19 protein-coding genes, 1 tRNA gene and 2 pseudogenes are annotated in these 25,371 nt (G+C 50.0%); 11 read left to right on the top strand and 11 right to left on the bottom strand.

The window, feature by feature from the left end:
• Positions 1-133: 133 nt before the first annotated feature.
• The 3 genes from W01_RS04640 (at position 134) to W01_RS04630 (ending at position 1,324) form a co-directional block, all read left to right on the top strand.
• A complete protein-coding gene (locus W01_RS04640; protein ID WP_173052496.1) occupies positions 134-544 on the top strand; it encodes a DUF883 family protein in 411 nt (136 codons plus the stop codon).
• Positions 545-605: 61 nt separating this feature from the next.
• On the top strand, positions 606-974 hold the full coding sequence (locus W01_RS04635; protein ID WP_173052494.1) for a phage holin family protein: 369 nt from the start codon (positions 606-608) through the stop codon (positions 972-974).
• A complete protein-coding gene (locus W01_RS04630; protein ID WP_173052492.1) occupies positions 971-1,324 on the top strand; it encodes a hypothetical protein in 354 nt (117 codons plus the stop codon). The genes W01_RS04635 and W01_RS04630 overlap by 4 nt, the downstream gene beginning before the upstream one ends.
• A gap of 276 nt (positions 1,325-1,600) precedes the next feature.
• Here the strand turns inward: W01_RS04630 and W01_RS04625 are convergent, their stop codons facing one another.
• A complete protein-coding gene (locus tag W01_RS04625) occupies positions 1,601-2,833 on the bottom strand; it encodes an aspartate kinase (RefSeq protein ID WP_173052490.1) in 1,233 nt (410 codons plus the stop codon).
• Positions 2,834-3,059: 226 nt separating this feature from the next.
• Positions 3,060-3,743 (bottom strand): Bax inhibitor-1/YccA family protein, encoded by a 684-nt coding sequence (locus tag W01_RS04620; RefSeq protein WP_173052488.1) that lies wholly within the window; start codon positions 3,741-3,743, stop codon positions 3,060-3,062.
• Positions 3,744-3,964: 221 nt separating this feature from the next.
• Between W01_RS04620 and W01_RS04615 the strand changes: the two genes are divergently transcribed.
• The 3 genes from W01_RS04615 (at position 3,965) to W01_RS04605 (ending at position 5,466) form a co-directional block, all read left to right on the top strand.
• Positions 3,965-4,052 (top strand) — tRNA-Ser (locus W01_RS04615).
• Positions 4,053-4,231: 179 nt separating this feature from the next.
• A complete protein-coding gene (locus W01_RS04610) occupies positions 4,232-5,092 on the top strand; it encodes a tyrosine-type recombinase/integrase (protein WP_173052487.1) in 861 nt (286 codons plus the stop codon).
• 20 nt (positions 5,093-5,112) lie between these two features.
• A complete protein-coding gene (locus W01_RS04605) occupies positions 5,113-5,466 on the top strand; it encodes a tyrosine-type recombinase/integrase (protein WP_173052485.1) in 354 nt (117 codons plus the stop codon).
• Positions 5,467-5,520: 54 nt separating this feature from the next.
• Here W01_RS04605 and W01_RS04600 read toward each other — a convergent pair.
• The 7 genes and pseudogenes from W01_RS04600 to W01_RS04570 all read right to left on the bottom strand — a co-directional run bounded on the left by W01_RS04600 (position 5,521) and on the right by W01_RS04570 (position 12,489).
• Positions 5,521-6,691: pseudogene (locus W01_RS04600) on the bottom strand (helix-turn-helix domain-containing protein).
• A gap of 149 nt (positions 6,692-6,840) precedes the next feature.
• A pseudogene (locus W01_RS04595) lies at positions 6,841-7,796 on the bottom strand (IS1595 family transposase).
• 133 nt (positions 7,797-7,929) lie between these two features.
• Entirely contained in the window at positions 7,930-8,217 is a 288-nt protein-coding gene (locus W01_RS04590) for a PepSY-associated TM helix domain-containing protein (RefSeq protein ID WP_173052481.1), read from the bottom strand.
• 91 nt (positions 8,218-8,308) lie between these two features.
• On the bottom strand, positions 8,309-9,967 hold the full coding sequence (locus tag W01_RS04585) for a TonB-dependent siderophore receptor (RefSeq protein ID WP_242007037.1): 1,659 nt from the start codon (positions 9,965-9,967) through the stop codon (positions 8,309-8,311).
• A 52-nt stretch (positions 9,968-10,019) separates the two neighbouring features.
• Entirely contained in the window at positions 10,020-10,763 is a 744-nt protein-coding gene (locus W01_RS04580) for an STN domain-containing protein (RefSeq protein WP_173052478.1), read from the bottom strand.
• 190 nt (positions 10,764-10,953) lie between these two features.
• The gene (locus tag W01_RS04575) at positions 10,954-11,979 is read right to left on the bottom strand and encodes a FecR domain-containing protein (RefSeq protein WP_173052476.1); all 1,026 of its coding nucleotides are present in this window, start codon (positions 11,977-11,979) and stop codon (positions 10,954-10,956) included.
• A 3-nt stretch (positions 11,980-11,982) separates the two neighbouring features.
• Complete coding sequence (locus W01_RS04570) at positions 11,983-12,489, bottom strand: sigma-70 family RNA polymerase sigma factor (protein ID WP_173052474.1); 507 nt, start codon at positions 12,487-12,489, stop codon at positions 11,983-11,985.
• A gap of 476 nt (positions 12,490-12,965) precedes the next feature.
• Here W01_RS04570 and W01_RS04565 point away from each other — a divergent pair, with 476 nt between their 5' ends.
• The 5 genes from W01_RS04565 (at position 12,966) to bcsG (ending at position 20,257) form a co-directional block, all read left to right on the top strand.
• Positions 12,966-13,343: a diacylglycerol kinase gene (locus tag W01_RS04565; RefSeq protein WP_173052472.1), complete on the top strand. Its 378-nt coding sequence runs from the start codon at positions 12,966-12,968 to the stop codon at positions 13,341-13,343.
• A gap of 8 nt (positions 13,344-13,351) precedes the next feature.
• Positions 13,352-15,136, top strand: coding sequence for a cellulose biosynthesis protein BcsE (gene bcsE / locus W01_RS04560; RefSeq protein WP_173052470.1), 1,785 nt, complete (start codon positions 13,352-13,354; stop codon positions 15,134-15,136).
• Positions 15,137-15,313: 177 nt separating this feature from the next.
• Positions 15,314-16,087: a cellulose biosynthesis protein BcsQ gene (bcsQ, locus tag W01_RS04555; RefSeq protein WP_173052468.1), complete on the top strand. Its 774-nt coding sequence runs from the start codon at positions 15,314-15,316 to the stop codon at positions 16,085-16,087.
• Entirely contained in the window at positions 16,084-18,651 is a 2,568-nt protein-coding gene (bcsA, locus tag W01_RS04550; RefSeq protein ID WP_198421348.1) for a UDP-forming cellulose synthase catalytic subunit, read from the top strand. The genes bcsQ and bcsA overlap by 4 nt, the downstream gene beginning before the upstream one ends.
• 40 nt (positions 18,652-18,691) lie before the next feature.
• Complete coding sequence (gene bcsG, locus W01_RS04545; protein ID WP_173052466.1) at positions 18,692-20,257, top strand: cellulose biosynthesis protein BcsG; 1,566 nt, start codon at positions 18,692-18,694, stop codon at positions 20,255-20,257.
• Position 20,258: 1 nt separating this feature from the next.
• Here the strand turns inward: bcsG and W01_RS04540 are convergent, their stop codons facing one another.
• Both W01_RS04540 and bcsZ read right to left on the bottom strand, forming a co-directional pair.
• Positions 20,259-24,194: a cellulose synthase subunit BcsC-related outer membrane protein gene (locus tag W01_RS04540; RefSeq protein ID WP_173052464.1), complete on the bottom strand. Its 3,936-nt coding sequence runs from the start codon at positions 24,192-24,194 to the stop codon at positions 20,259-20,261.
• Positions 24,158-25,369, bottom strand: a complete 1,212-nt coding sequence (gene bcsZ / locus W01_RS04535; RefSeq protein ID WP_173052462.1) for a cellulose synthase complex periplasmic endoglucanase BcsZ — start codon at positions 25,367-25,369, stop codon at positions 24,158-24,160. The genes W01_RS04540 and bcsZ overlap by 37 nt, the downstream gene beginning before the upstream one ends.
• Positions 25,370-25,371: the final 2 nt, after the last annotated feature.

Genomic DNA, 25,371 nt, shown 5'->3' with positions numbered 1-25,371 from the left:
TGTACTACATATTTCCAGTTAGCATTGAATATATGTGTGCCAGCGAACAGACCGAAATTAATAAATGTAAGATACTTAACCTCGGCTTTTTTGTCATAAATTTCATCACTAATAAACTATCAAGGAGTTAGCTATGCAGAATACAATTTCAAATAAAGTAGAAGGTGCAGTGGCAGCCGCAGAAAATATGGCTCAACGGACTGGAACGGCTGTAGGCAATGTTGTGGACGCTACGAAATCCGCTGGAAAGCAAGTAGGGGCAGCCGCCAGTAGCGAAATGTCCAATCTGCGGGCCGATTTAGATGATTTGATTTCTCGTATACCTAGCTTATCTGATCTTGATGTAGAAGAGGCTAAGGAAAAGTTGATGACAAAAATGGCATCTGCAAAGGAAGTTGCGAAAATTGTGGCCGCCGATGCGCGCAAGCATTTTAATGATGGAGTCGATTGCTCCAGAGGATATGTAAAAGAAAACCCTCTGCAAGCAGTGGGATATGCAGCTGCAATTGGTTTTTTACTTGGCCTGTTAATTTCAAGGCGCTAATTTCAAGGCGCTAATTTGATTCCCTGCAGAGCACTTAAATTCTTAAGTCGAGATAAATGTCATGTTTGAAAAAATCAAAAAAGCTAAACAACTTGGCATAATTGCGCGTCATCGTATGGGCGATTATATGGAATTGGTGCCGATCTTAATGAAGATCCAATGGCATTACTTTAGCGCCCAGATAATTAGTTATGTTGTGTTGTTTTTGTTGGCATTGTTAAGCCTGATTTTTTTAGGTGTGGCTATTATCGTTAGTTACTGGGAGACCCCATACCGTGTGGCATCCGCATGGAGTGTTGTGGCTTTATATGCATTCTCAGCCTGTGGGGTTTTTCTGGTAAGCCAGAATAGAACACGTCCGATATCTCCATTTGAAACGTTACGCACCGAATTAGAGAAAGATGCACAGCTGGTAAAGGATACGATATGACAATGTCATTGCCTCTCGAAGAACAAAAAAAAATTCTCTTGGATCGGATGGAGGAAAATCGGCGCAACTATCGAAATAATTTTATTCAGCAATTTTCTACTACTGAAACTTCAACGGCTTTATCTGGTAATTCGGGAGCATTTCCACGGAGCCATACTTTTAAACTTTTAACGCAGCATCCCTATCTTATTGGCATAGTATTAATTGCAGCCCTGGCAGGATCGCGAGGGTCATTGAGAAATATATTAAAGAAGAATCTTGCCTTCAGCACAGATATGTTAAAAAGCAAGGTAAAAATGTTGGTTGTGCCCGTAATAATTCGTTTATTCCGGTCATATATTCGCTACTAATAGCATGAAGGTTTACTGATCCTAAAGCTAATTTCTGTGGAAAATTTCGGACACTATTTTTTCGTCAAGCGGGAAGACTAGCCGTGGCGATGTTGTCACATCCAACCTTTGTTTCATTCGCAAGATAACCTGATAACAATTGAGGAATCCGATCATATCGAGCGCCCGTCCTAAGCAGTGTTGCCCCCGCGAGGGTAGACCATACCTGTATGGTCGGCACAATGCCCGACTAATCAGGAAGTAGATATCAATTCATTACAACAGACACACTCGCGGTTATGCGGACTCCAAGTCCAAATCGAATGCTTTATGAAGCACACGCACAGCTAGCTCCAAGTATTTTTCATCAATAACAACAGAGATTTTAATTTCCGAAGTGGAAATCATCTGAATATTAATTCCCTCTTCCGCTAAAGTACGAAACATTTTGCTGGCGATACCGACGTGTGAACGCATTCCAACTCCAACTACCGATACTTTGGCAGTTTTATTGTCACCCACTACATTTCGTGCACCAATGTGATTTTGTACTTTGTTTTTTAGAATATCCATCGCCTTATCGAATTCATTGCGATGCACGGTAAAGGAAAAATCGGTGGAATCATCCACACCGACGTTCTGAATGATCATGTCCACGTCAACATTGGCCTCACTTATGGGCCCTAGTATCTGGTAAGCAATGCCCGGTTTATCCGGTACACCCCGAACGGTGATTTTGGCTTCGTCACGGTTGAAGGCTATACCTGAAATAATCGCCTGTTCCATCTTATCGTCTTCCTCAAAAGTAATTAACGTACCATCGCCTTCTTCCTCGAAGCTTGAAAGCACGCGCAACTTAACCTTGTATTTCCCGGCAAATTCTACCGCGCGAATCTGCAATACCTTGGAGCCGAGGCTGGCCATTTCTAGCATCTCCTCGAAGGTAATGGTCTTGAGGCGGCGTGCTTCCGGCACCACGCGAGGATCGGTCGTGTATACGCCATCAACATCGGTATAAATTTGGCATTCGTCGGCGTGAAGTGCTGCGGCAATAGCCACTCCAGTAGTATCGGAGCCGCCCCGTCCCAAGGTGGTAATGTTCCCCTCTTTGTCTACGCCTTGAAATCCAGCCACTACAACCACGTACCCGTTAGCTAAATCGGCGCGAATGTTTTGCTCGTCTATACTAAGAATACGTGCTTTGGTGAATGCGCTGTCGGTGATAATCTTGACTTGCGCCCCCGTATAGCTTCTAGCCTTCAGTCCTTCTTGAATCAGCCCCATCGACAATAATCCAACGGTCACCTGCTCGCCGGTAGAAACCACCATATCAAGCTCACGTGGGTCAGGCTGAGCTTGCATTTCTTTCGCCAACCCGATAAGTCGATTGGTCTCACCACTCATAGCGGAAACCACAACGACCAATTGATGTCCGAGTGCTTTGTATTTTGCTACGCGACGCACTACATTTTTAATGCGTTCCGGACTGCCCACCGAAGTCCCACCATATTTCTGAACAATTAATGCCACGGATTCCTATACCTAGATTACAAAATGGAATGAATTCTAACCTAAAACAAGAACACAACCCAAGCTCCAAATGCTTCTGGCATGACAATAAGCCATGAAATGCTGTGTCATGATATCTGCTTCATTCAGAAAAATTGAAGAGGATTTTCACCTCAAGTAAGTGCGCCCTGCCGGGTGCATAAAAAAAGCGGCTTGCGCCGCCTTTTTCGAGTTAAGGTCATTGGCTTTAATCACGTTCACCAGTAAAGGCCATCAGCAGACTTAGCAGGTTGACGAAAATATTATAAATATTTAAGTACAGCGACATGGTTGCCATTACATAGTTAGTTTCACCGCCATGTATGATCTGGCTAATATCGTAAAGAATGTAAGCCGAGAAGAGCATCACGGCAATAGCCGAGATGGTTAGCGATAAAGCTGGAATGGCAAAAAAGATATTGGCCAGTGAAGCGACTACCAGCAAAACTAAGCCAATGAACAGAAATTTCCCCATAAAGCTGAAATCTTTTTTGGTAACAGAAGCGATGGTCGCCAAGCTAAAGAAAATCAGTCCAGTTCCACCAGCAGCCATGCCTACAAGTTGCGTGCCATTTCGCAGATGCAGGGCATGTTGCAGAATTGGCCCAAGGAAAACACCTGCAACAAAAGTGAAGCCCAGCAGCATGGCAATGCCCCATACGCTGTTGCGCAACGCAGAGACAGCGAATAGCATACCTATCATTACGGCGAACATCAGCAGCGGAGCCATGATGGGATTCTGCGCCATGAACGAGAAGTTAGTAGATGCGCCGATAAAGGCTCCCATGATAGTAGGCGCCATGGTGAGAGCCAGCATCATGTAAGTGTTGCGCAGGACTTTGTTTTGTTCCAGCCCTAGCGTGCCTGGTTGCGAAATGGTTTGGTATTGCATGGTATTTTCTCCAGAAGATGTATTAACAACATACGTAAGAGTATCGAAGCAGGAGAAAAGTTGCAATGTTTGTATTGATTAATGTGTAATAGTTGAAAAGTGACTTTAAATTAGTAAAGGATTTCAGGTATCATGCGCCCACTTGTAGGTGTGCGTAACTTCAACATGCGTTGTTTAGTTAGGCTGTAGCACAATCGCATGCTTGGTTAGTATTCAAATTTGGAAGCTTGGGTGAGTGGTTTAAACCAGCAGTCTTGAAAACTGCCGAACAGCAATGTTCCGTGAGTTCGAATCTCACAGCTTCCGCCAGAACTCGTTATCATCCCGTCTTACATAATCTCTAAAATCCGCATGGCATATGGCTTTTGCGGGTTTTTTTACGCTCAGGCTGTAGCAGCCAATCTCACGCAAGCTTGCATTGTTTGTTGGTAAAAAATACTCTTTTACCAACACGATAATTTATTTACCAACATGCAGGAGTGGAGATCATGGCACTAACAGAGCTTGAGGTTAAAAAAGAGAAGGCAACGGATAAGCAGCAAAAGCTATCTGACGGCAGCGGCCTGTATTTGCTGATACACCCTAATGGCGGCAAGTATTGGCAAATGGCCTATCGCTTTGGTGGCAAGCAAAAAACCTTGTCGTTAGGCGTATATCCAGAGGTGAGCCTAGTGGATGCACGGGATCGGCGCGAGCAGGCACGCAAGCTACTAGCGAACGATGCTGATCCTAGCGCAATCAAGCAGGCGACAAAGCAGGAAAAACGAAAAGCATTGCAGGTTTCCGCTAATAGCTTTTCAATTCTAGCCGCTGAATTTCACAAGATTAAATCCCCGATGTGGACAGAGGGACACGCGAAACAGTGGCTAGGCAATTTGGAGAAGTACGCATTGCCCGTTATAGGTGATCGCCCTATTACCGATATTGAGCCGATGGAATTAGTTGGCATCATGCGGGCAGTAGAGGCGAACGGTACATTCGAGACAAGGGATCGCTTGCTTCAAACCATTGGCGCAGTATTCAAGTATGCAATCGCCATAGGGCGGGCTAAATACAACCCGGCGGAAATTCGCATGGCATTGGCAGACCGCCCTAAGGTGGAACATTTCGCCTGCATACCAACTGCTGAATTACCTGAGTTTCTGCGTGCAGTCACCGCTTATCGGGACTTGGACAAAGTTTCACCGATTGCCATAGCCGCATTGCGCCTGCTGATGTTGACCACCACCCGTATCAGTGAAGTGCGCTTTTCCAAGTGGGCGGACTTTGACCTTGATGCAGGATGCTGGGTAATTCCAGAAGAACAAACAGGTCGCAAGGGTAAAAAGGCAAGCGCAATCCCCATGTAGTGCCGCTATGCGCACAAGCCGTGGCAATCCTGCGTGAACTGTATCCAATTACGGGGCAAGGAGAATTTGTATTCCCAAATCAAAACAGTGCCGGGCGGGTTATCAGCGAAAATACCGTGTTGAAGATCATCGAAACCATTGGCTACAAAGGCAAGATGACCGGACACGGTTTTAGAGGTCTTGCTCGCTCAATACTGGGTGATATGGGGCATCGCTGGGAAGTATTGGAGGCGATGCTATCTCACGCGCTTGTGAATCAGACTGTGGCGGCATACGTCCGCACCACTTACTTTGAAGAGCGGCGCGGCATCATGCAGCAGTGGGCGGACTATCTCGACAAGATCGAAGTAGGAGCAGCTGTCAACGCTAAATAGAAATGTCCGGTTTTGTGCAAAGTAGAAATGTCCGGTTTTCCTGTTTTTTCTTTGCTACGTCGTAGCGCGTTGCCCGTTGTGGGCGGACTTGCCGACGGGCCTGTTTCTCCAGGGATGATTCGGTGCGGGTTTGTGTCCCGTGTTGCGTCGCGCCACTGCTTAGCCATTTGTGCATTGACCGATTTTCCGTCTGCTACGGGTGACTGTTGCTGCGGTTTGTCCATCACGCCATAGGTCAGTTTGCGCTTCTTCCAGAGCAGTTCTTGGCTTCCGTCAAAGTACTCGTGTATCGTACCCTTGTGCTCCCTGCAATCCCAGCCCTGTCCCGGTGGTGGCGACTTGTAGCAGCTGGTTTTCATGCGGGCAAGATAGGTTTTTCGAAAGCGTTTTTGCCACATGAACTGACAGGGTGCGCAGCAAGGAGGCCCGTGTGCCTGGATAGGCCAAATGCGCGTCAAACGTGTCTTTGGATACGACTGCAAAACGCCTGTTGAAGTCCTTGATGTAGCCTGGCAACCAAGTGTTTGCGCTGTCCATGTCGTTGATGCCCGCCAGTCGCATTTCCTTGATCAGCCTGTCTTGTAAAGTCTGATTAACGCGCTCCACACGCCCTTTGGCTTGCGGGCTGTGAGCGTGAATACATTCCGTGCCGCCCGCGAAAATTGTGTTTCGGCCTCAGGATCGGCCTCTTTGGCGTTGATGCGGAAGATGCTGTGTTTGTCGCTGTAGAGCGCCACAGGCAGTCCGTGCGCCAGAATGTGGTCGTGCAGCACATGCATATAGCCCAGCGTGGTTTCGGTCGGCGCAAAGCGCAACTGTGTTAATCGTCCGGTGGCATCGTCAATGAATACCAGCAACGTGCAATCTGCGCCACCTTTCTTGGGGCGCCAATAGCCCGCTTGGATCATCATCTGGCGCGTACTCTCGACAGAGAGCTTAATGCCATGCAACTCGGCAAGTTTTTCGCAAGCCAGTGTCGGCACGACATCCCGGTAGTGCGTGCCCCGATGAGATCAATGACTTGAGCGCGAATGGCTTCATCCAGCCGCCGGTTTGAGGCTCTACCACGCTTCTTGCTGACCAAGCCCGCCGTCTGATAACGTTTGGTCAGGCGGCGCACTTGGCGGGTAGTGATACCCAGTCGCTTCGACGCCTCTTGTTGGCTGATTTTATCCTCTTTCAACAGCTCCAATACCTGTGCTTGTTTCACTTCTCGTTGGCTCATGAGTTTGTCCATTTTCAATATATCCGTCACTGTTATTAATTCCGTTTCTCAATCAATAATAAAATATTGAATGGTGTATTGCATCTGCTAATAGCAACGGAGCATAGAATGCACTACATAGTTATTGCCGCTTTGAAAGATAAACCTGATTAGTTACATGCCTCAGCCGCCCGAATGGCAGCTTCAGGGCATGGGGTTGTACTCGCCGCAGCGCGAACGAGGCGCTTGAGGATGGTGCCAAGATCGAAGCGGCGGTTAAAACAGTACTGAACCTCGGCCAGGTAACGGTCTGCGTATTGACGGAAGTCAAAAGCATGGTAGGTTCCACTGATAGCTGTTTTCAGGTTGCCCAGCACGGTATTCACGGCGCGGAATGCCGGGTGTTGTGCCGCTTCCCGACCCGTGCCCCCGTTCATAATAATGGCGGAGTGCGTAGCGCCGCTGGCAGCGACACCCCGAAAACATCCCAATCCGTCGGACAGCACTTGAGCGGAAGGCGCCAGCACCTTCTGGGTCCAAGCTTCGATGGCTTTCCTGGTGAACGGAATGTGGACGAAGCAGGCTACGACCGGCTTGCCGTCCTCTGTAGTCTGCACAGCCGCAACGAAGGAGGCTTTGTTTTCGGAACCTCGACCGCGCTTACCCGGGCGCTCGCCGCCCAGGTAGGAGTCGTCAATTTCGACTCGCCCTTCGAGGACGCGGGAGGATTCACGCTCAGTCATGACTTGCAGCAGCTTGAGTTTCATCAGCCAGGCGGTCTTGTAGCTCACACCCAGATGGCGCATGAGTTCCAGCGCGGCAACATTGTTTTTCGCTTGGGTCAGCAAGTGCATCGCCAGAAACCAGAGCGTCAGCGGCAGCTTAGTCGCTTGGAAGATCGTACCGGCAGTGACCATCGTCTGGTAGCGGCACGCTTGGCACTGCCAGTGCTGCCTGCCGTCGTGGATGAAGGTGCTGTGATGGGTTTCTCCGCAATGCGGGCAGACAAAGCCCTCTGGCCAGCGCGACGCCAACAGCGCCGCGTGACATTGCTCTATCCTCCCGTACTGCTTCAGAAACTCAGACATCGACAGACCCTTTGAAACTGAACTCGGTTCATTGCCATGACGCATCTCCTTCGGTAGATGCGCCTATTATTCGCCCACCAGTGGCTCACCACATGAGCCTGTACGTAAAAAATTACACCCAACTGAGGCACGTAACTAATCAGGTTTCTATTTGGGAGAAAGCGGACATTACTACTTTGCGCTAACAGGGGAAATACCAAAGGTTGCTGATTCGCCATCTTGTGTTAATAAAGGAATGAAAGTAACCCACGCATGAGGATTGGCGGCTTCAATGCGTCTGGCTATTTCCAGTGGAGGGATTGCCTGTCCCCGACTTTGCACCTCGGTGAGGTGTGGATTCAGTAACTCGTCAAGTTCATGATCCCAGGAGATGATTGCGCCAGTAATGCCGGAAATGAATAAAAAACCAGCAATGATCAGGCCGAGCCAGCGATGTAAATGAACGAAGACTGAGCGCATTAGGACATCCTTAAATATTCAAAGATCAAATAAAAAGTTTCTGAACAGATTATGAAACTCTTTATTCTTTCCTTTCGAGAACGGATCTGATTTACCACCGATATTTCACGCTAGCTATCACAGCTCTCTGTGTGCCCAGAAAATGGGTAAAGGTATTTCTCGTAGAGGTGTATTCTTTGTTGAACAGGTTCGCGGCATTCAGGGCATAGCGCCAATGGCCTGATTCGTAGCGAACTCCCGCATCAAACAAAGTAAACGAAGGTAAGGACGAGGTATTGGTAGGGTCGTTAAAGCGGCTATCGGTATATCGAACGCCGCTACCGAAACAAAATCCCTGCCAAGCGGGTCCAGACGGCTTATAGTCCAGCCAGAGTGAGGCCGTTGTTTTAGGTACCCGCGGTGGAACTTTACCTAAATCAACATCGTTGCTTTTGGTTACTTCAACATCGTTGTAAGTGAAGGCTCCAATAGCGTTCAGGTTACGGGTAAGTTCGGTCCGCGCTTCCAGTTCCAGTCCGCGCGATCGAATTGTCCCCGTCTGAATGCTGGCAAAAGGATTAAGCACCAGGTGTTCAGGATTCAGATCTGGCGTTGCAACATTCGTTTTGGTCAGGTCAAATATTGCAGCTGTATATAGACTATTACTGTTTTTCGGTTGATATTTAATTCCAATTTCATATTGCCGGCCGCGACTTGGATCAAGAAGTCTACCGTCAAATGTTGAAGAGACTTGGGGTACGAAAGATTCTGCGTAGCTTATGTAAGGTGCCAAGCCATTGGACGCGAGGTAGGTTAACCCCGTACGGCCGCTAAACGCATTTTGTTTCGATGTTTCTGCGATGCCCTGCGGGACATCGTTATGAACAGTTTTTACCCTGTCCTGACGTCCACCCAACGTAAGAATCCAGCGCTGATTAAATTTAACCTGATCCTGAAGGTAGAAACCAAGCTGCTGAACCCTTTGTTTTCTATTCGCGGCCAATATGTCAGGATCGGGTATCGTCTGATTGTATGTAGGGGAAAATACGTTCAGTGTAGGGGTTATATCACTGGTGAGTGCGTTGAGAGTCAGATCGGCGCGGTTGGCGCCGACCCCGAACAGCATAGTGTGTTCCGCTGTTCCGGTACGTAACTTAGCCTGTAACTGGGTATCAATAAGTGTCTGTTTAACTCGTTCTTTAGTTGATGTTGCGGAGCGGAGTAGTATCTGGCCGTCCTCAAGGAAATCGACTGCATTAACCTCCTTCACCTTGACACTAGTTTGCGCATGACGAAAATTTTGCCGGATCGTCCAGGTATCATTGAAATGGTGTTCGACTTTGTAGCCAATAGAACCCTGATTCTGTTTATATTTCACAAAACTAGGATCAGCGGCCATCGTGCGGGTTAATACTCCATTTGGGGCAACCAGATAAAAGGGAGAGGCTCCGGTCGTGTTTTTTAGCATATCCGCAAGTAGCGTAATTGATGTGTCGGCTGAGGGGTGCCATGTCAAGGAAGGTGCCAGATATTGTCGTTCAATGGAAGGGCGCTCTCCATTAGCGTATTTGATTTGCGTGTCTGTATCCAGCCCGAGGCCGACAATGCGATAAAGCAGTATCCCGTCCTTATTGAGTGTTCCACCCAGGTCAGCATTGATTTGCTTGTGGTTAAAGTTGCCGACTCGCACTTCGATCTCGCGCATGGCGTCCCGGCTGGGAAGCTTGCTGACACGATTCACAACCACCCCTGCATCGCCTTTGCTAAACATAATAGAACTTGGGCCGCGCATCACCTCAATTCGTTCAATTCCATAGGGTTCGCTAAGATAAAGACGAGTAGAACAGCCCTTCTGTTAGCTGGTGTAGGCTGTCCCGGAAATTGGCTGAATTGGTTCTATTGAAGCCACGCATAAGGAGATACTCGAAGCCTCTGGGTTCGTATCCAAAATTGTCGACGACTACGCCAGGGATATATCGTAATGCTTCCGTCATCCCTTGAACGCCGCGGTCGTCAAGTTCGTCACGGGTAATCACGGAGATTGATTGCGGTATTTCGATAATCGGGGTGTCGGTCTTGGTTGCCGTAGCGCTACGCTTGGCAACATAACCCGTTAATGGGCCATAGGCAGTTTCTTTATTGTTCATTGCCGCCGACACCCTAACTTCGGGTAATGTCGTTGCATTGAGCTCAGCTCTCCGCTGCATCGGAACAACGGGTAAGGTTTTTAGGGTGTACCGGCCACCTGAAATCGCAACTGCTTCAACATCTGAACCAGCCAATAATCTTGCAAATGCATCTGGAAGCGCATAGTCACCTGATATTCCATTGGTACGCTTGCCTTCAGTGAGTGCCGGATCGAGCGACAAGAGCACACCCGCTGTTCGGGCGAGGTCATTTAAGCGGGTAGCAAGCGGTCCGGCAGGAACGTCATAGTGTTTGAGTGCTGGCTGGATCTGCGCAGTATCCGCTGCATAGGCGAATGGTGTTGCCATTGTCATGCTGGCTAATGTGGCTAAGCCATAAAACATGGTATGAATAGCGCGTAAACGCTGTGTGAGCGTCAATACTGATATGTTCCTGACATTGTTGTATTGCTTGCCTCGATTTTTCCGGATTCCCGTTGTTGCCTCTTTCCAAGTTTTGTAAGTGTTACTAACGTGTGCACTGCTGTTAGCAGTGGCTTATTTGGTAGGCCACTTGAAACTGAAAAAAGGACAGTAATTATTTAAAATAATTTTTTATGAGGGAGATTTGTTACTTGTGTACCACAGTCACCCAAAATCTGGTTCGATAATGAATACTGACTGGCAGCGAATCAGTGAGCGATGCCAAGACGCTGTCCGTATTTTTCAATGGAAAAACGCCGGAAACGAGCAGATTCGCAGCTGCTGGATCGCAGATCAGGTATCCATTTCGATAACGGCGCAGGCTGTCGATAAAGTCGCCCAAGCGTATTTTTTCGGCGACGATCATGCCTTCGGTCCAGGCGATAGAATTTTCATCAGCCGATAAAAAGGTATCTCTGGTTTGACGGGTAAAGCTAAGTGCTTGTCCGGCTGGCACGACGATCTTTTGATCGCTGGCATCGAAAGGTGCAATTTCAACCGCGCCTTCATAGACGGCCACATGGCTACGGCCGTCTTCTTGTCGTACAACGAAACGTGTGCCGAGTGCACGCACTGTGCCTTCTGCGGTTTCAACAACGAAGGGTCGCATCAATGTTGCTGCTGGCTTATCTCGAGCTGTGGTAATAAACATTTCACCAGTGCGCAGCTGTATTAATCTTATCGTGTCGCTGTAATCCACATCAATGGCGCTAATGGTATTGAGCACAATGAGCGTGCCGTCTACCAACGTAAGTTTACGCTGCTCACCGGTGCCGGTTCGATAGTCGGCAGTCCATTCACGCCAAGGTGTTGTCTGTCGGACGAGCAAGCCCGTTCCACTAGCCATGAGCAATACAGTTAGTGCCTTAATTAAGCGACGGCGACCTTGCAGAACATTGGGAGCCAATGTTTTGAAGACAATATCAGTTGGTATGCACTGAAGGCGCTGGTTGATATTTTCAATGTGGCGCCAAGCACGACCATGCTCTGGGTCAGCGTTGCGCCACTTCTCCCATGCATGGCGATCTTTATCTGTGGCAGTACCGGAAATTAGCAAGACTAGCCATTCTGATGCTTGCTGGGCAATACGGGGGTTAAATGGTAATCCACCCTCCGCAAAAGTAGTCGCTTGTTTAGGCATAGCAGCAGAACCAATAGGATTCTTGGTGGCCATAGTTCAGAACGAGAGTGAAAAATAACATTGCTGTGTAGCACGCAGCATATATTGTTTAATCATGCTGACGGACACACCCAATTGCTGAGCAATTTCCGCATAAGTCAAACCTTCGAGTTGCGCCAGCAAGAACGCTCGGCGTGCTTTCAGGGGCAAATTGTCGAGCAATTGATCAATCTCGATTAATGTTTCCAACAGAATAGCGCTGTATTCTGGAGAAGGAGTTTCCGGTTCTGGCAAGCTGGTCAGTGCATCAAGATAGGCTGTTTCAATGGCACGCCGACGATAATGATGTGCGACTAATCCGCCTGCAACCGTGGCGAGGTAAGCGCGCGGTTCGCGGATACAAAATAGGTCGCGTGACGTAAGAATACGCAGGAAAGTGTCGTGTGCAAAATCAACCGCGTCACAGTGTGCCTCCAATTTTTTGCGCAACCACCCACACAGCCAACCATGATGATTACTGTAGAGTGATTCAATTTCCTGAGAAATGGTATCTGCCGTTGCCATGAATGCTAGTTTGCTTCATCTTTATGTATGGAATATTTGGACTAGATATGCTGATTAATCTATGTGATGGTCTGCTCTAGACGTTGTCTCAAGCTTTGATTAAATTGACCGATAATTTTTTAAGGAAGCTACGATAGATCAAATGCGCAAGAAATACGGTCGGTATGAATAGGCAAAATTTAAACGGATGGCGTTCGTGTGATTTGTAGCGGTCCCCTTAATTGGTTGTTTGTCTATACTTGTTGACAGTGCTTAATGATTGGCAAATGCTGGACAGATTGAGTGTGTGGTGAATGAGCTTAGTAAAGTGCAATGTTCTGCAAATATGCAATATAGTCTTGGTGTTATGTGTAACAACATCGTGAGCGGGTTCTATCTCGAGATTAATGAGGAAATAATCATTCTATTAAAAACGATGCATTAGACTATCGAGTGTTTTACTTCGAAATTGAATCTACAGTGTGAAATTCGTAAACATGACAAATCTGAACCCTCACAAAGCTTCCGGGTTACGCCGGCTGGTGAATGCCCTGAGCTATTCCCTGTCTGGACTACTACTTGCATGGCAAGATGAGGCCGCTTTTCGTCAGGAAGTTATTCTCGCCATCGTTCTTGTGCCCGTGGCCTTCATGGTGCCGGTGGACGTGACCCAGCGGGTGTTGTTGGTGGCCAGCGTTATGCTGGTATTGGTAGTGGAAATGATTAACTCGGCCATTGAAGCCAATGTAGATCGGGTATCACTGGATATCCATCCATTGGCCAAGAGGGCAAAGGACATGGGCAGCGCTGCCGTTTTGTTGGCACTAATGAATGCCATTTTGATTTGGGCCATGATTTTGTGGTCTCTTAGGTAATGATAAATATGCTCGGGCGATTTGTGTCTTCGATCATGCGCTTATTGCGTAAAGACAATACTCTGAGGGAAGCCACGATCAATCAGACCCATCTGGGAGTGCTTGGTCTACCTGCTGATGTGGGCCTTTGCGGCGCCGGCCTGGCAAGTGTTTTGCTGGTGCGGGACGAGGCGCTAGGACAGTGTTGTGCACTTTCGTCAGCACGCAATTTCAGACAGGCAGGGCCGTTGGCCATATTGGCATCGGGAGAGTCTGGCCAGAAATTTATGGATCAGTTTGCCCGCAGTCTTGATACCTCCGATAAAGGCAATCCTGGAGTACTTATTTTTTTCCGTGTGACCGATGATTGTGCCGAGATCATCGGACGACAGGGTGCTAATCGCTTCTTTGATGAGATTGGTGTTTGTGGCGTGACAGCGCAGCACACTTTGCTGGTTCAGGAGGGTCAGGCGATTTTTGATTGGCAGAACCAAGATCTATTTATCAAACAGTGGCAAGCCTGGAAAGCTTGGGCAGCGGATCATCATGCGCCTATTCTGCTAATAATTAAAGATATTAAAGGAGCTCACGGTTTTTTGCCATTGCTGCGAGCCTTGCCGGAGCTTGTGCCCAATCTCGCCGTATTGGATGCGGATTGCGGTGGTGGTTTGTTAACTGTTGAACGGTGGGCGGGGCAGGGTAAGAGTGTGCATCGGCAATTTGGCTTGAAATTGTCTGCACAGGATAAGTCTCTGAGTTTAGATGGCTCTGAAATGGATGCTAGAGAACAGGTGGTTTTTTATGCGCCTGACCAGGGGCGAGTCATAGCGACAGCAGCTACCGTGGCGGGTGTCAAAGGTGTGCCCGCAGAATGGACAGTGGTAAGTAATCTGTCTGATATGGAAGCGGTTTGTGATAATGCGGTCGCCGCTACTATCCTGTTGCATGCGGATGGTGACCAGGAGTTTGAAGTGCTATCGCGATTTGTTCATCGTATGCGCTCGTCCCACCCCCGTTCCCTGAAAATTGTTGTGCGAGAGACTACCAATAAGCTTCGTTACAACAACGAGTTGATGCTCCTGCATTTGGGGACCAACTTGATGGTGTACAAGGAAATTCCATTCTCTCGCGTAGTGCAGGTTATAAATGGCATGTCTGACCAGATATTCAGCCGCCCGGTTGAGAATGAATATCTTCTTGCCGTGCAGGCCGCTGAGCCGAACCGGATTGCCGGCTACCTATCGCCGTCCACCTTTTGTCGCGAAGTGGCGGCAATGCTCAAGCGTTCAGAACGTATTGATCTGGGCCATAGCCTGGTACGCCTTCCCATTCTTTCCAGGGTGGCACAACTGGATGCTCTTCAGGCTTGCCAGGCAAGAAGACTTGGCGATATTTTTACTGCTGATCAGAATAGTATTTATCTGTTTTTGTTTGCTTGTCGAGAGTCGGATGTGGATTCGACTCTCGATCGTTTTTTTTCCGTGCCCGTGACGGAGCTGTTTTCTTCCCATATTATTGAGCCGACACCAGAGTTGATCTGGGAGTCCATCGGTCAGTTGCGGCGAGACAACGAAAACTCGCCTATGTACGATTATTCATCAGTACTGCAATTTGATTTGCCGATTCGGGAAGACAAAATCAAGCGCTCGATCGCAACAACTGGCCTCCAGAAGCAGGTGAGGCAGATTTCACCGTCTTCATTGGTTGAAACCACTGAGCACCCAGTGGGCAAGCACCGTACCATGCGACCTTTTCCCCTGCCGCGGCGTGCAACGACGGACATGCTTTCTACTTTGTCTGAACAAATTCTTTAGATAATGCTTAAAAATTTTATTTTATCTCTCCTTTCAGGCGTACTGTTAGCTGTAGTTGCCTATTATGTACTGAAGTACCGGCTGCTACGGCGCCTGTTCTTGCGTCGGCATTTGCGTTGCATAGTGCCCTATAAGCCAAGTCACACCCAACGGGTGCCTGCTGTGAGGGACTGATTCATGTTCAAGATTGCCATTGTTTCAGCTGCAGGCGGGGTAGGTCGATCCACCCTGACGGCCAGCCTGGCCACCTTACTTGCCCAGCGCGAAATTGCGGCCCTGGCTTTGGACTTTGATCCCCAAAATTTATTATCCACTCTACTCGGTAGTGATGAAGCTAGTCTAAGCGGGCTGCTGCCAGATTTTTTAACAAGGAAAGAGTTTGGCAAGAGTGCGCTTGTCAATGCAAATGAAGTGGCTTGTTTGCCATTTGGCCGAGCTAATGAAGCTAGCCTGGTCACTTTTGAGCAACATCTGCGTGCAGAACCCGAATGGCTCAAGAAATGTATCGCTCAGGTTGATTATCCGTCAGGAGCTTTTCTATTAATGGATACGCCCCGCCTGCCGTCTCTCTATGCACGCCAGGCTGTAGTTGCAGCGGATCTGGTGCTTGCTGTGCTGGCGCCAGATGTTCGCTCCCTGGCTTTGTTACCAGTGGTGGAAAATACGCTATCCCGGTGCGCTCCAGGGAGTCAGCTCATCTATGTGGTAAATAGTTTGGATAGCACTCGGGCGCTGCAAAGTGATCTATTGGCACGATTTCGGTCGACTTTACAAATGCGACTATCTCCTTATCCCGTACATCGGGATGAAGCGATTCCACGTGCTGTCGCAAATCGAACGAACTTACAAAGCTTAAGTCCGGATTCTCTGGTCGCTCATGATTTGAACGGCCTGCTCAACTGGCTACTTGCTGGGCCCGCAAGCAGCCTCGACGGAAGGGCGCAAGTTTGATACGTCCTGTTGTCCTCTGGGTTGCTCGTCATTTAGGTGTGTCTCAACCAGACCAACCAAGCCTATGGCTGAAGCGACTGTTCTGGTTGCCGCATGCTGATGAGTTGACTGAATTGGCTCATTCGGAGATTAGATCGCGCCTTGATCCGCTGGACTGGCTAGCTGAGAAACTGGGTGTGGTTGACAAGCGTAGTGTCTGGCAGTGGTTGCTGTATTTATTTGTTTTTCCTTCGGGCCACGCCGCGCGTACTGAAACCTCTTTCTGGCGTACCTTTCTAACCTTGTCGGTTGACACTATCGGCCTGTTGTTTTTAACAGTGGAGTGGATTGTACTGGCAGGCGTGCGAGCCCTGAGCTGGCTTTGGCAGCGGCTACTTTCTTTTCTGCCGGCAGTGAACCACGAGGCAGTTGGTCGCCGCTTGGAGGGCTGGCTGGAGACACCGTCTTTTCGAAAACCTTGGCTACTGTGGTTACTGGTTCTGTTTTCAACATTCTTTTTCTGGCTGGTAGTCACCACTCCCTTTACCTGGTTTGGACAGTTTTTATTCCTTGTTTGCTTGTGGGGAGCTGCACTGTTTGTACGGCGTATTCCCGGTAATCTGCCCGCTCTGATACTGATCGCCCTTTCAGTGCTCGCTTCATGTCGTTACGGCTGGTGGCGATTGACCCAGACCATTCCGTTGGATTCCGGCTGGGAGACTTTTCTTGCCATCGGTTTGCTCCTTGCGGAGATATACACTTGGCTGGTTCTTCTGCTCGGCTATATTCAGAATGCCTGGCCGCTCAAGCGGCACACCTTGAGCCTGCCATTGGATACTTCCTTGTGGCCCAGTGTTGATGTCTTCATTCCCACCTACAACGAACCGCTCAAGGTGTTGGAACCGACGGTTCTTGCAGCTAAGGGGATAGACTGGCCCAGTGATAAGCTCAATATTTATATTCTTGACGATGGGCGGCGGGATGAATTTCGCCGCTTTGCCAAGGAAGCTGGCGTGGGCTACATCATTCGACCCGACAACGCCCATTCTAAGGCGGGTAATCTGAACCATGCACTAAAATTGACCCACGGTGAATACGTGGCTATTTTTGACTGCGACCATCTACCTACTAATTCCTTTCTGCGGTCTACAATGGGCTGGTTTTTCAAGGATAAGCGTTGCGCCATGCTGCAAACGCCCCATCACTTTTTTTCTCCTGACACCTTTGAGCGTAATCTCGGCACTTTCCGTCGTGTCCCCAACGAAGGCGCCTTGTTCTATGGCTTGATCCAGGACGGCAATGATTTCTGGAATGCCACCTTTTTTTGTGGCTCTTGTGCGGTGTTGCGTAGAGGGCCACTCGAAGAGGTGGGAGGGGTTGCCGTGGAAACGGTGACCGAAGATGCTCACACCGCCCTGAAACTTCACCGGCTTGGTTACACCACCGCCTATATTAATATTCCCCTGGCAGCAGGGCTGGCTACCGAAAGCCTCTCTAGCCACATCGGGCAGCGTATTCGCTGGGCACGGGGTATGGCGCAGATTTTCAGAATCGACAATCCATTCCTGGGTAAGGGGCTGAGCTTCTTTCAACGCATCTGCTACAGCAACGCGATGCTGCATTTTTTCTACGGCATTCCGCGTCTTATTTTTCTGACGGCCCCTCTGACCTATCTTTATTTTGAAGTTCATATAATCAGCGCGGCGGCCGCTATGCTCGCTCTTTATGTGTTGCCCCATATGTTGCAGGCCAATCTGGCTAATGCACATATCCAGGGATCACATCGGCACTCGTTCTGGGCTGAGGTATATGAATCAGTTTTGGCTTGGTACATCATCCTGCCCACAGCTGTCGCCATCTTCAATCCGAAAGCCGGAAAATTCAATGTCACAGCTAAAGGAGGCTTGATCGAGCACTCTTTCTTCGACTGGGCTATTTCCAAGCCGTATATTGTGCTAGCTGTCCTTAATATTGTCGGGTTGACCATCGGTCTGGGACGGCTTTTTTTCTGGAACACTTTTGAAATGGGCACGGTGTTGCTCAACCTGACCTGGACAATTTACAACCTCCTGATATTGGGTGCAGCTATTGGCGTCGCCACTGAAGCCAGACAGGTGCGAGTATCCCACCGAGTATCTGCCAATTTGCTGGTGGCACTGCATTTTACGGATGGGAGTACCAAAATGTGTCGCACCGAAGACTATTCCATGACTGGCCTTGGTCTATTGCTTGATCGCGAATTAGCATTGCCGGTGAAAGAACGGGTTTGGGTTTCACTTTGGCATGGCGAGGTGGAATTCGCCTTTCCAGCAAGGGTAATTGCCAGTCATGGCAAAAAGCTTGGTGTTCAGTTCGACAATTTGAGCATAGAGCAGGAAGCAAATCTGGTTCGGTGTACTTTTGCTCGAGCCGATGCCTGGAGCAATTGGTCGGACGAGCAGGGCGCGGATCGCCCACTACAGAGCTTCAAAGAAATCGCCATCTTCGGATTTAAAGGTTACCGTAGTCTGTGGCGAAACCTGGGCAAAGGTTTGGCAAGGCAGCGTCAGTCAGTTCAGGGTTGGCTTGGGAGACAAATGATTTAATGGTTGCAGGTCGTATAAATTTTGGGAGTCTATAGCACTCATGGGTTACTGGAGTATTTACTTTATTGCCAAGCTAGGCTTGTTTTACAGTGGATTTATTGGCTTTCACTGGCTTCCTAATCTGGCCTTCGCCATTGTACTCGTGCTGCCCCTGGCGTCTACTCGGCATCGCCTGATTCGTGCGATGCTGGCCATTCCAGTGGGGCTGGCGTTGCTGTACCATGATTCCTGGTTGCCACCGATTTCGCGCGTGCTGTCCCAGAAGCAAGCTTTAACAGGGTTTGGTAGCGATTATTTGCTTGAACTCCTGGGCCGCTTTGTGAATATCTGGGTGATTGCTGTTCTGGGTCTCCTGCTAGTAGTTTATTTGCTGTTGCGTCGCCGTCTACGTTTTGCCACTCTGGCTTTTCTTGGCATCCTGAGCGCGCCCTTTGCTAGTCTGCAGGGTGGCAATGCTGTCTCGGTCGTTGCTCCTCACCCGACGTTAGTGAATGGAAGCGCTACGGTTTTGCCTAAGCAGGAGCCGACCGCCCAGTTGGAAACTTTTTACGCCGTCGAACAGGGCAAACGGGTGAGCTTTCCAGCTATTGCAGATTCTGCTGCGCCCTTTGATGTGGTGTTCCTGCATGTCTGTTCTCTTTCATGGGACGATATGGATTATGTGGGCGAAAACAACTCGACCCTGTTAAATCATTTTGACGTAGTGTTTCGTCGTTTTAATACTGCCGCCAGCTATAGTGGCCCAGGTGCTTTACGTTTGTTTCACAGTAATTGCGGTCAGCTTCCGCACCGCAAGCTGTATGAAGTGGATGCGTCCCAATGCAATCTTTTCCGTAATTTTGAGGCTGCCGGCTTTGAAGTGCGGGGCTTGCTTAACCATGATGGACACTTCGACCAATTTGCAGGTATGGTACAAGAGCCATCCGGTATCGGGGTAAAACTGGATGACAATCGCTTCGCACCCGTAGTGATGCACAGTTTTGACGATACTCCTATTTATGAGGATTTCCCGCTACTCTCGGAGTGGTGGACACGCCAGCCGCCATCAGTTCGGCCTCGAGTCTTGTATTACAACACTATTGCCTTGCATGATGGAAACCGTGTTTCTGGGGTTAAGTCACGCTCTAGTCTTGAAACTTTCAAACCGCGACTGGATAAATTAATGTCAGATTTTGATCGTTTCATTACTTTCCTGGAGGGCAAAGGAAGGCCGGTGGTGGTGATTTTAGTGCCGGAACATGGTGCTGCTTTGCGGGGAGACAAGGTGCAGATATCCGGTATGCGTGAAATTCCCAATCCCAAGATCACACTGGTGCCCGCCGCCATCAAACTGGTAGGCTTCAAGGGCAAATCCGGGGATGCACCACATCAACCCTTGCAGGTGGATAAGTCAGTAAGTTACTTTGCGATTAGCACACTTCTTGCCGACTTTATCGCGGACAGTCCTTTTGCCGGAACGGGCGGCAAACCGCTGGCGGAGCGGGTACAAAATCTGCCGGGTACACCTTTCGTGAGCGAAAACGAGGATATCGTTGTTATTGGGCGTGACAACGGTTACCTGATGCGCTCTGAGGGCACATGGATCGATTATCAGCCTGGGCTGTGAATCAGAAGCGGGAGTAAGGCCTGGCCGTTATCGGCGGGAAGCGTACTGGTTCTGAATGAGCCTTAAACAGGTAGCGCAGATAGACGAAAGTTAAGTTTGGAGTATAGAAAGCTGTGCGATCCATGTTGTGGTATCCACCAATAGCCAGGTGAGGCGTAATCTGGTATTCGGTTGCCAGCCGCAGGGAATAGCCTTTCCCACCGCCGTCACCTCCGGGGTAAAACCCAGCGTCAATGTTATTGCCAATATTAATAGCATCGCTTTGCAACGCGCTGTTTGTTGGGTAATAAGGCATACGTTTCTCATTGGTCCAGGCGAAGGAGGTTGAACCTCGCACCAAATAAGAAAGCTTCCCGCTACGGCCTGCCCACTCTACTGGCAGGTTCACTGAAGTGTAGCTTTGCGGGCTGTAGTAACCGCCATGACCAAAAGTGTAGAAGGATTCGTTTTCTTTGTAGCGCCAGTGGGTCAGGGTTAGTCCCAGATTGACCCACTTATCTTCCTGGCGCAGCACGTCTTTGTCTATACCGATGCGCAGGGCGAGACGATTGTTATCGAGTACATTCTTGCCCCGCAATAGGCCATATTCGGCGCTGGCGAAAGTATTAAATTGACCAAAAGTGTGAGCCACCCGACCGCCAACCCCGGTATAGGCGATACCCCCCCAGATTTCACCTGTAGCGGGGTCGCGCGTGCCGGCATAGGAAAGCAGGCTGTTAGTTTGGGGGCGCCTGAAAATTTCAAGGGCGTAGTCCACTTTGTTTACTTCCCAGCCTTTGCGAATGCCCCCGACCATATTCTGAACTGGAAAACCGATACCGATCATGCCCAAATCCCAGCGTAATGCCTCACCCTCATAACCCACACCGACCGAGGTGCCATCTGCTTTTTGCGCAAATGGAGGGGGGAGAGAAGAAGGCCTTACACCCAGCTTGCCGAAGAGAGGAGCATCGTCTTGGGTGAGCTGGCCTGCATTGACACTGACCCGATCCACGTGGACAAAACCGTGTCCATTATAGCCCACCGGCCACCACCCGACTATTGGAGTCTCCGTTCCGTGATAGGTGGATGTGCCGTTTGAAGAGTTCCTGCTGAGCTTTTCGAACCCTATTTCAATGCGGGGATCTCGCCTGGCCTCAATACGGGTAATTTCCTCCTCTGCTCTGGTGGGAGGGCGAATTAAAGCTATTTTCCCTAGCTCTGGTGTAGATTTTTGGTTGTCAGCGATGTCTGTATTCTTAACTGCATTGGGATACCCTATGGCGTAACCAGGTTGTGGTGCTAGGCCGATCATTGGATGCTTGGGATCCAGCTCGAGTAGAGGCACTGATTCGACGGTTGTTACCGCGCCTGGAGTGCGCCTTTCCAGGATCAGTGCTTGGCGGAAATAAGCCAAGGCAGCAGAGTACCGTCGGTCACTGCGTTCGATACGACCTGCCTGAATCAAAACATCTGGATTATCGGGGTTGCTGGTGAGGAGTTTCGTCACTATCTTTCTAGCTCGATCCATATTTCCAAGGCGAGTTTCCAGTCGGGTAATGGACAATTTGGTGTCCACATCATTCTCACGCAAACGAGGCAGCAGTTGATCGATCACCTCTTGAGCAGCCTGCTTTTTTCCTGCCTGGGCGTGAGCTTGTGCGAGATTTAGACGTGACTCCAAGTCGTCCGGATGTTTGTCCAGTATCGCCTGCAAGATCAGCAGGGCGGCTTTCCAGTCGTTAGCCTCCAGTAACAGGCGAGCCTGGGCTTTCAGCGTCGAAATGTCGCCTGCTCGCCCTGCAACGACTGCCCGGGCAGCGAGAGTTTGAGCTTGAGCTATTTGGCCACGCTGTAGCAGCTGCTCGATTTGCCGGGCAGTAAGGTCAGTTTCAATTGCCAGCATAGTCTCCCGTTGCTTGTCATTCCAGTCGGGACGTTGCTGTAGTTCTGGCAGGAAAATGTTCAGTGTGTCATCTTGTTTTGCTCGATTGAGCAACGAGGCATAATAAAGCTGGCTGTCCATCGTTGCTGATCTCGCGTTAATCAGGTGTCGTTTCATCAGGGTAAGGCCGCGAGCCGGTTGTTCTAGGCTAAACCAGCCTTCTGACACTTGTTCGATTGCACTCGGATTGTTGTCTGCGGCATGTTGTTCGGCAAGGAGCAGCATTCGGATCGCTTCGTCTTTCCTGCCGCCAGCTTGGAGCTTAGTGGCCTGACGGATGCGCAACTTGATCCAGGCACGCGTTTCCAGTTCATTCATGGCGCTGGAACGTGCTGACGGGGGAATACGGGCCAAGCGCTGCAGTGCTTCTATTTCCCGCTCCTGGGCAGTCAGTACCAAAGCATAGGCATAGTTCATGGCGGAGTCGTTCGGAACCAGCGCAATACCCTCTGCCATTACACGACGACTGAGGGTCTGCAAGCCCAAACTCTCATATAGATTTGCCAGGTCATGGCGAATCCAGGCATCACGAGGGGCGAGTTGTACAGCGGTTTCCAGTGCCAGCAGGGCGTGGCTGGGGCGGTGAGCGCTGATGAATGTCTCGGCTTCATCACGTAGCAAGCTGGCTTGGCTTTCGTTGAATCGATTGGCTTCCTTGGGGTTATTCTGGCGAAATTGGGCGATTAACGCTTGGGCTTCATCGCGACGTTCGCTACGGGAGAGCAGCGCAAGTAGGCCGCGCATAGCTGAAGTATTGCTCGCATCTCGTTTGAGTGCCTCACGGTAGAGTGATTCGGCACCGGCCAGATTCTGGCCCCGGGCGAGAATATTGCCCAGTAGAGCAAGTCCATCAGCATTGTTTGGCTCGATATTCAGTGCTTGTCGTACAAATTGTTGTGCTTCAGCCAGCTTTCCGGCTTCGAGTAGTTCATCGGCCCGTTTCATTTGCCCCCAGAAATTTGCAGTGCGGATCAGACCAAACCATTTGTTGCTGCCCGGTTCAGCCTTGGCTGCACGCTGAAACCAGCTTTTAGCCTCTTCGTGATGTCCCTGGCGCAAGCGAAGCAAGCCCATGCTACCCAGTACTTGGGGATCCTTGGGGCGCTTTGATAGCGACTTTTGCAACTCCCGCTGGGCGTCTTCCAGTTGTTCGTGTTCCAGAAAAGCGATCCCACTCTGGCGGGCACGTACCGCAGGGTCGTTGGCGATGCGCAACGCTTTCTCATGCAATTGTTGTAATTCTGCCAGATATTCGATGGCATTCTGGTCATTCGGAAATTCTTTCAGATAGCGGCGGACCCAGGGTAATGCTGCTGGTGCTGCTGTGAGACGCTTTATGGCAGCCCACCAGTTTTCGCGTAATTTTTGTCGGTTAACGTCGGGCGCAGCGGCCAAGGATTCATAACCCTGCAGGATTTCCTGTTTGCTGCGCTGATTACTCTGCAGCTTAAGCCAGGCAAGGCGGTAGCGTGCTTCTCCTGTTTCCCGGTAAAGCTTGTTGAGAGCAGACTTTGCTGCTTGCTGATCTGCGGCAGTGCTACTCACGAGTTGGTAATATTCGAGTCCGAGCTCACCTGGAGGAGGGGCTTCCGGAAATAACCGGCGCATAATTTTGGCAGCTTCTTTGGTATTGCCGGCTCTGGCCATTAGACGTGCGTTTGCCAGAGTCTGTTTTTCAGTGGTGTTAACCCGATATAGGCTGCGCAGGCCCAGAATCTTGGGGTGCTGAGGATAACGCTGTTCCAGGCGACGCAAATATTCACCGGCAAGTTTTATATTTCCTGATCGTAGCTCAATGCTTCCCAGCATAAATAGTACTTCTGGATTGGATTCGATGGTCAGTAATTTTTCCAGCATAACACGTGCCAAATCCGGGCGATCTTTGGCTTCCCACATGTGAGCGCTGCGCAGCAGGTCGGCACTAGCGCTATTTTCTGAACGGGCAAGGGTTGGAATACTTAGCAACCCAGCCAGAGTCAGTGCGAAGGTAAGCGGGAGGAGGCGGAGCTGCATGGTTTTTGCCAAGAGAGCAGCAGGCTGCCATTTGTTGTGAAGTGGTAGCGCCCGTCCATCCAGCCATGGGCAAAGAGGGAAAGCGCCTGTTCATAGTAGGCGTCTGGCCGCGGTGGGCGAGCCGTCAGACGATCGCGTTGTGCCTGCAGGGCAGCGCTATCTTCCCGGGCGGCCAGGAAAGGTAGCAGTGCGGCGGAAAAGCCTGATGGCCCTGGGCCATTGGCTTCACCCGTGATTATATTGACAGACTCTGGCGGGTAGCCGTGGCGCGTGATAAAGCTGGCCATGGGGGAAAAAGCAGCAAGAAGTCGTGGTCGGGCAGAAGCGTCGGGCGCAAGCATACCGGCCCACAGATAAACCCGGATGGCGTTATAGCCGCCTGTGCCTTTCTCTTTTCCTGCACTATCTATTCGGAATCCTTTGCTGTCCTGATAGACTGTCCAGTCAGGTGAAAATCCATTCGGGGCCGATTCTAAAAGGATCCGCTGGGAGGATTCCGAGATTCGCCGCCAAGTGGAATCAGGACTCCGGCTACTTAGCCAGTCCATTAGCTGTATGGGCAGGTAGCTGGGATTGAGGCGCCAAGTTTTCACTCCGGTCTGGAAGCCGCGCGGGGCAGGCAGCAGAGTGGGGCCTAAACCAGGTAGGTCTGCGGTTTCTTCGCGCAAGATACGGCTGGCCAACAGTGATGAAAGTGCAACGAAGCGGCGTTCGCCCCAGAGCCGGCCAGCTTCGCCCAATGCATAGACTATCCACAGATCGGCATCAGATGCCGGATTGCTGTCCAGCACACCCCAACTGCCATCATCTCTGCGACCCCATAGCCACGCGGGCAGATGGCTGGTGAGATCGCCATTTGCCAAGTTGTTTTCGGTCCATTGCAGGATCTTGTCGAAGGTTTTGCGATCGTTGGCTACTAAGGCGAAAAACAGCGCATAGGCCTGCCCTTCTGACACGGTCTGTTTACGGGGGGTGCTGCCATCCACTACCCGTCCGCCCTCGTTGATGAATTCTGACTTGAAGTTTTGCCAAGCAGGCCAGTCTGCCTGGCAAGTGGGTTCGGTTGTTACTGCCTGCGCAGTTCCCCAGCAGAAGCAGAGCGTAGCGAGAATTTGGTATCCCCGGTACAGCAAAATGCTCGCCTTGCGCCCGGTATCCACGAATAAGTATTCCATTA

Source organism: Candidatus Nitrotoga sp. AM1P, from assembly GCF_013168275.1.
Lineage (GTDB): Bacteria > Pseudomonadota > Gammaproteobacteria > Burkholderiales > Gallionellaceae > Nitrotoga.
The sequence above is the reverse complement of the archived record's forward strand: the minus strand, read 5'-3'. Positions and strand labels throughout refer to the sequence as shown.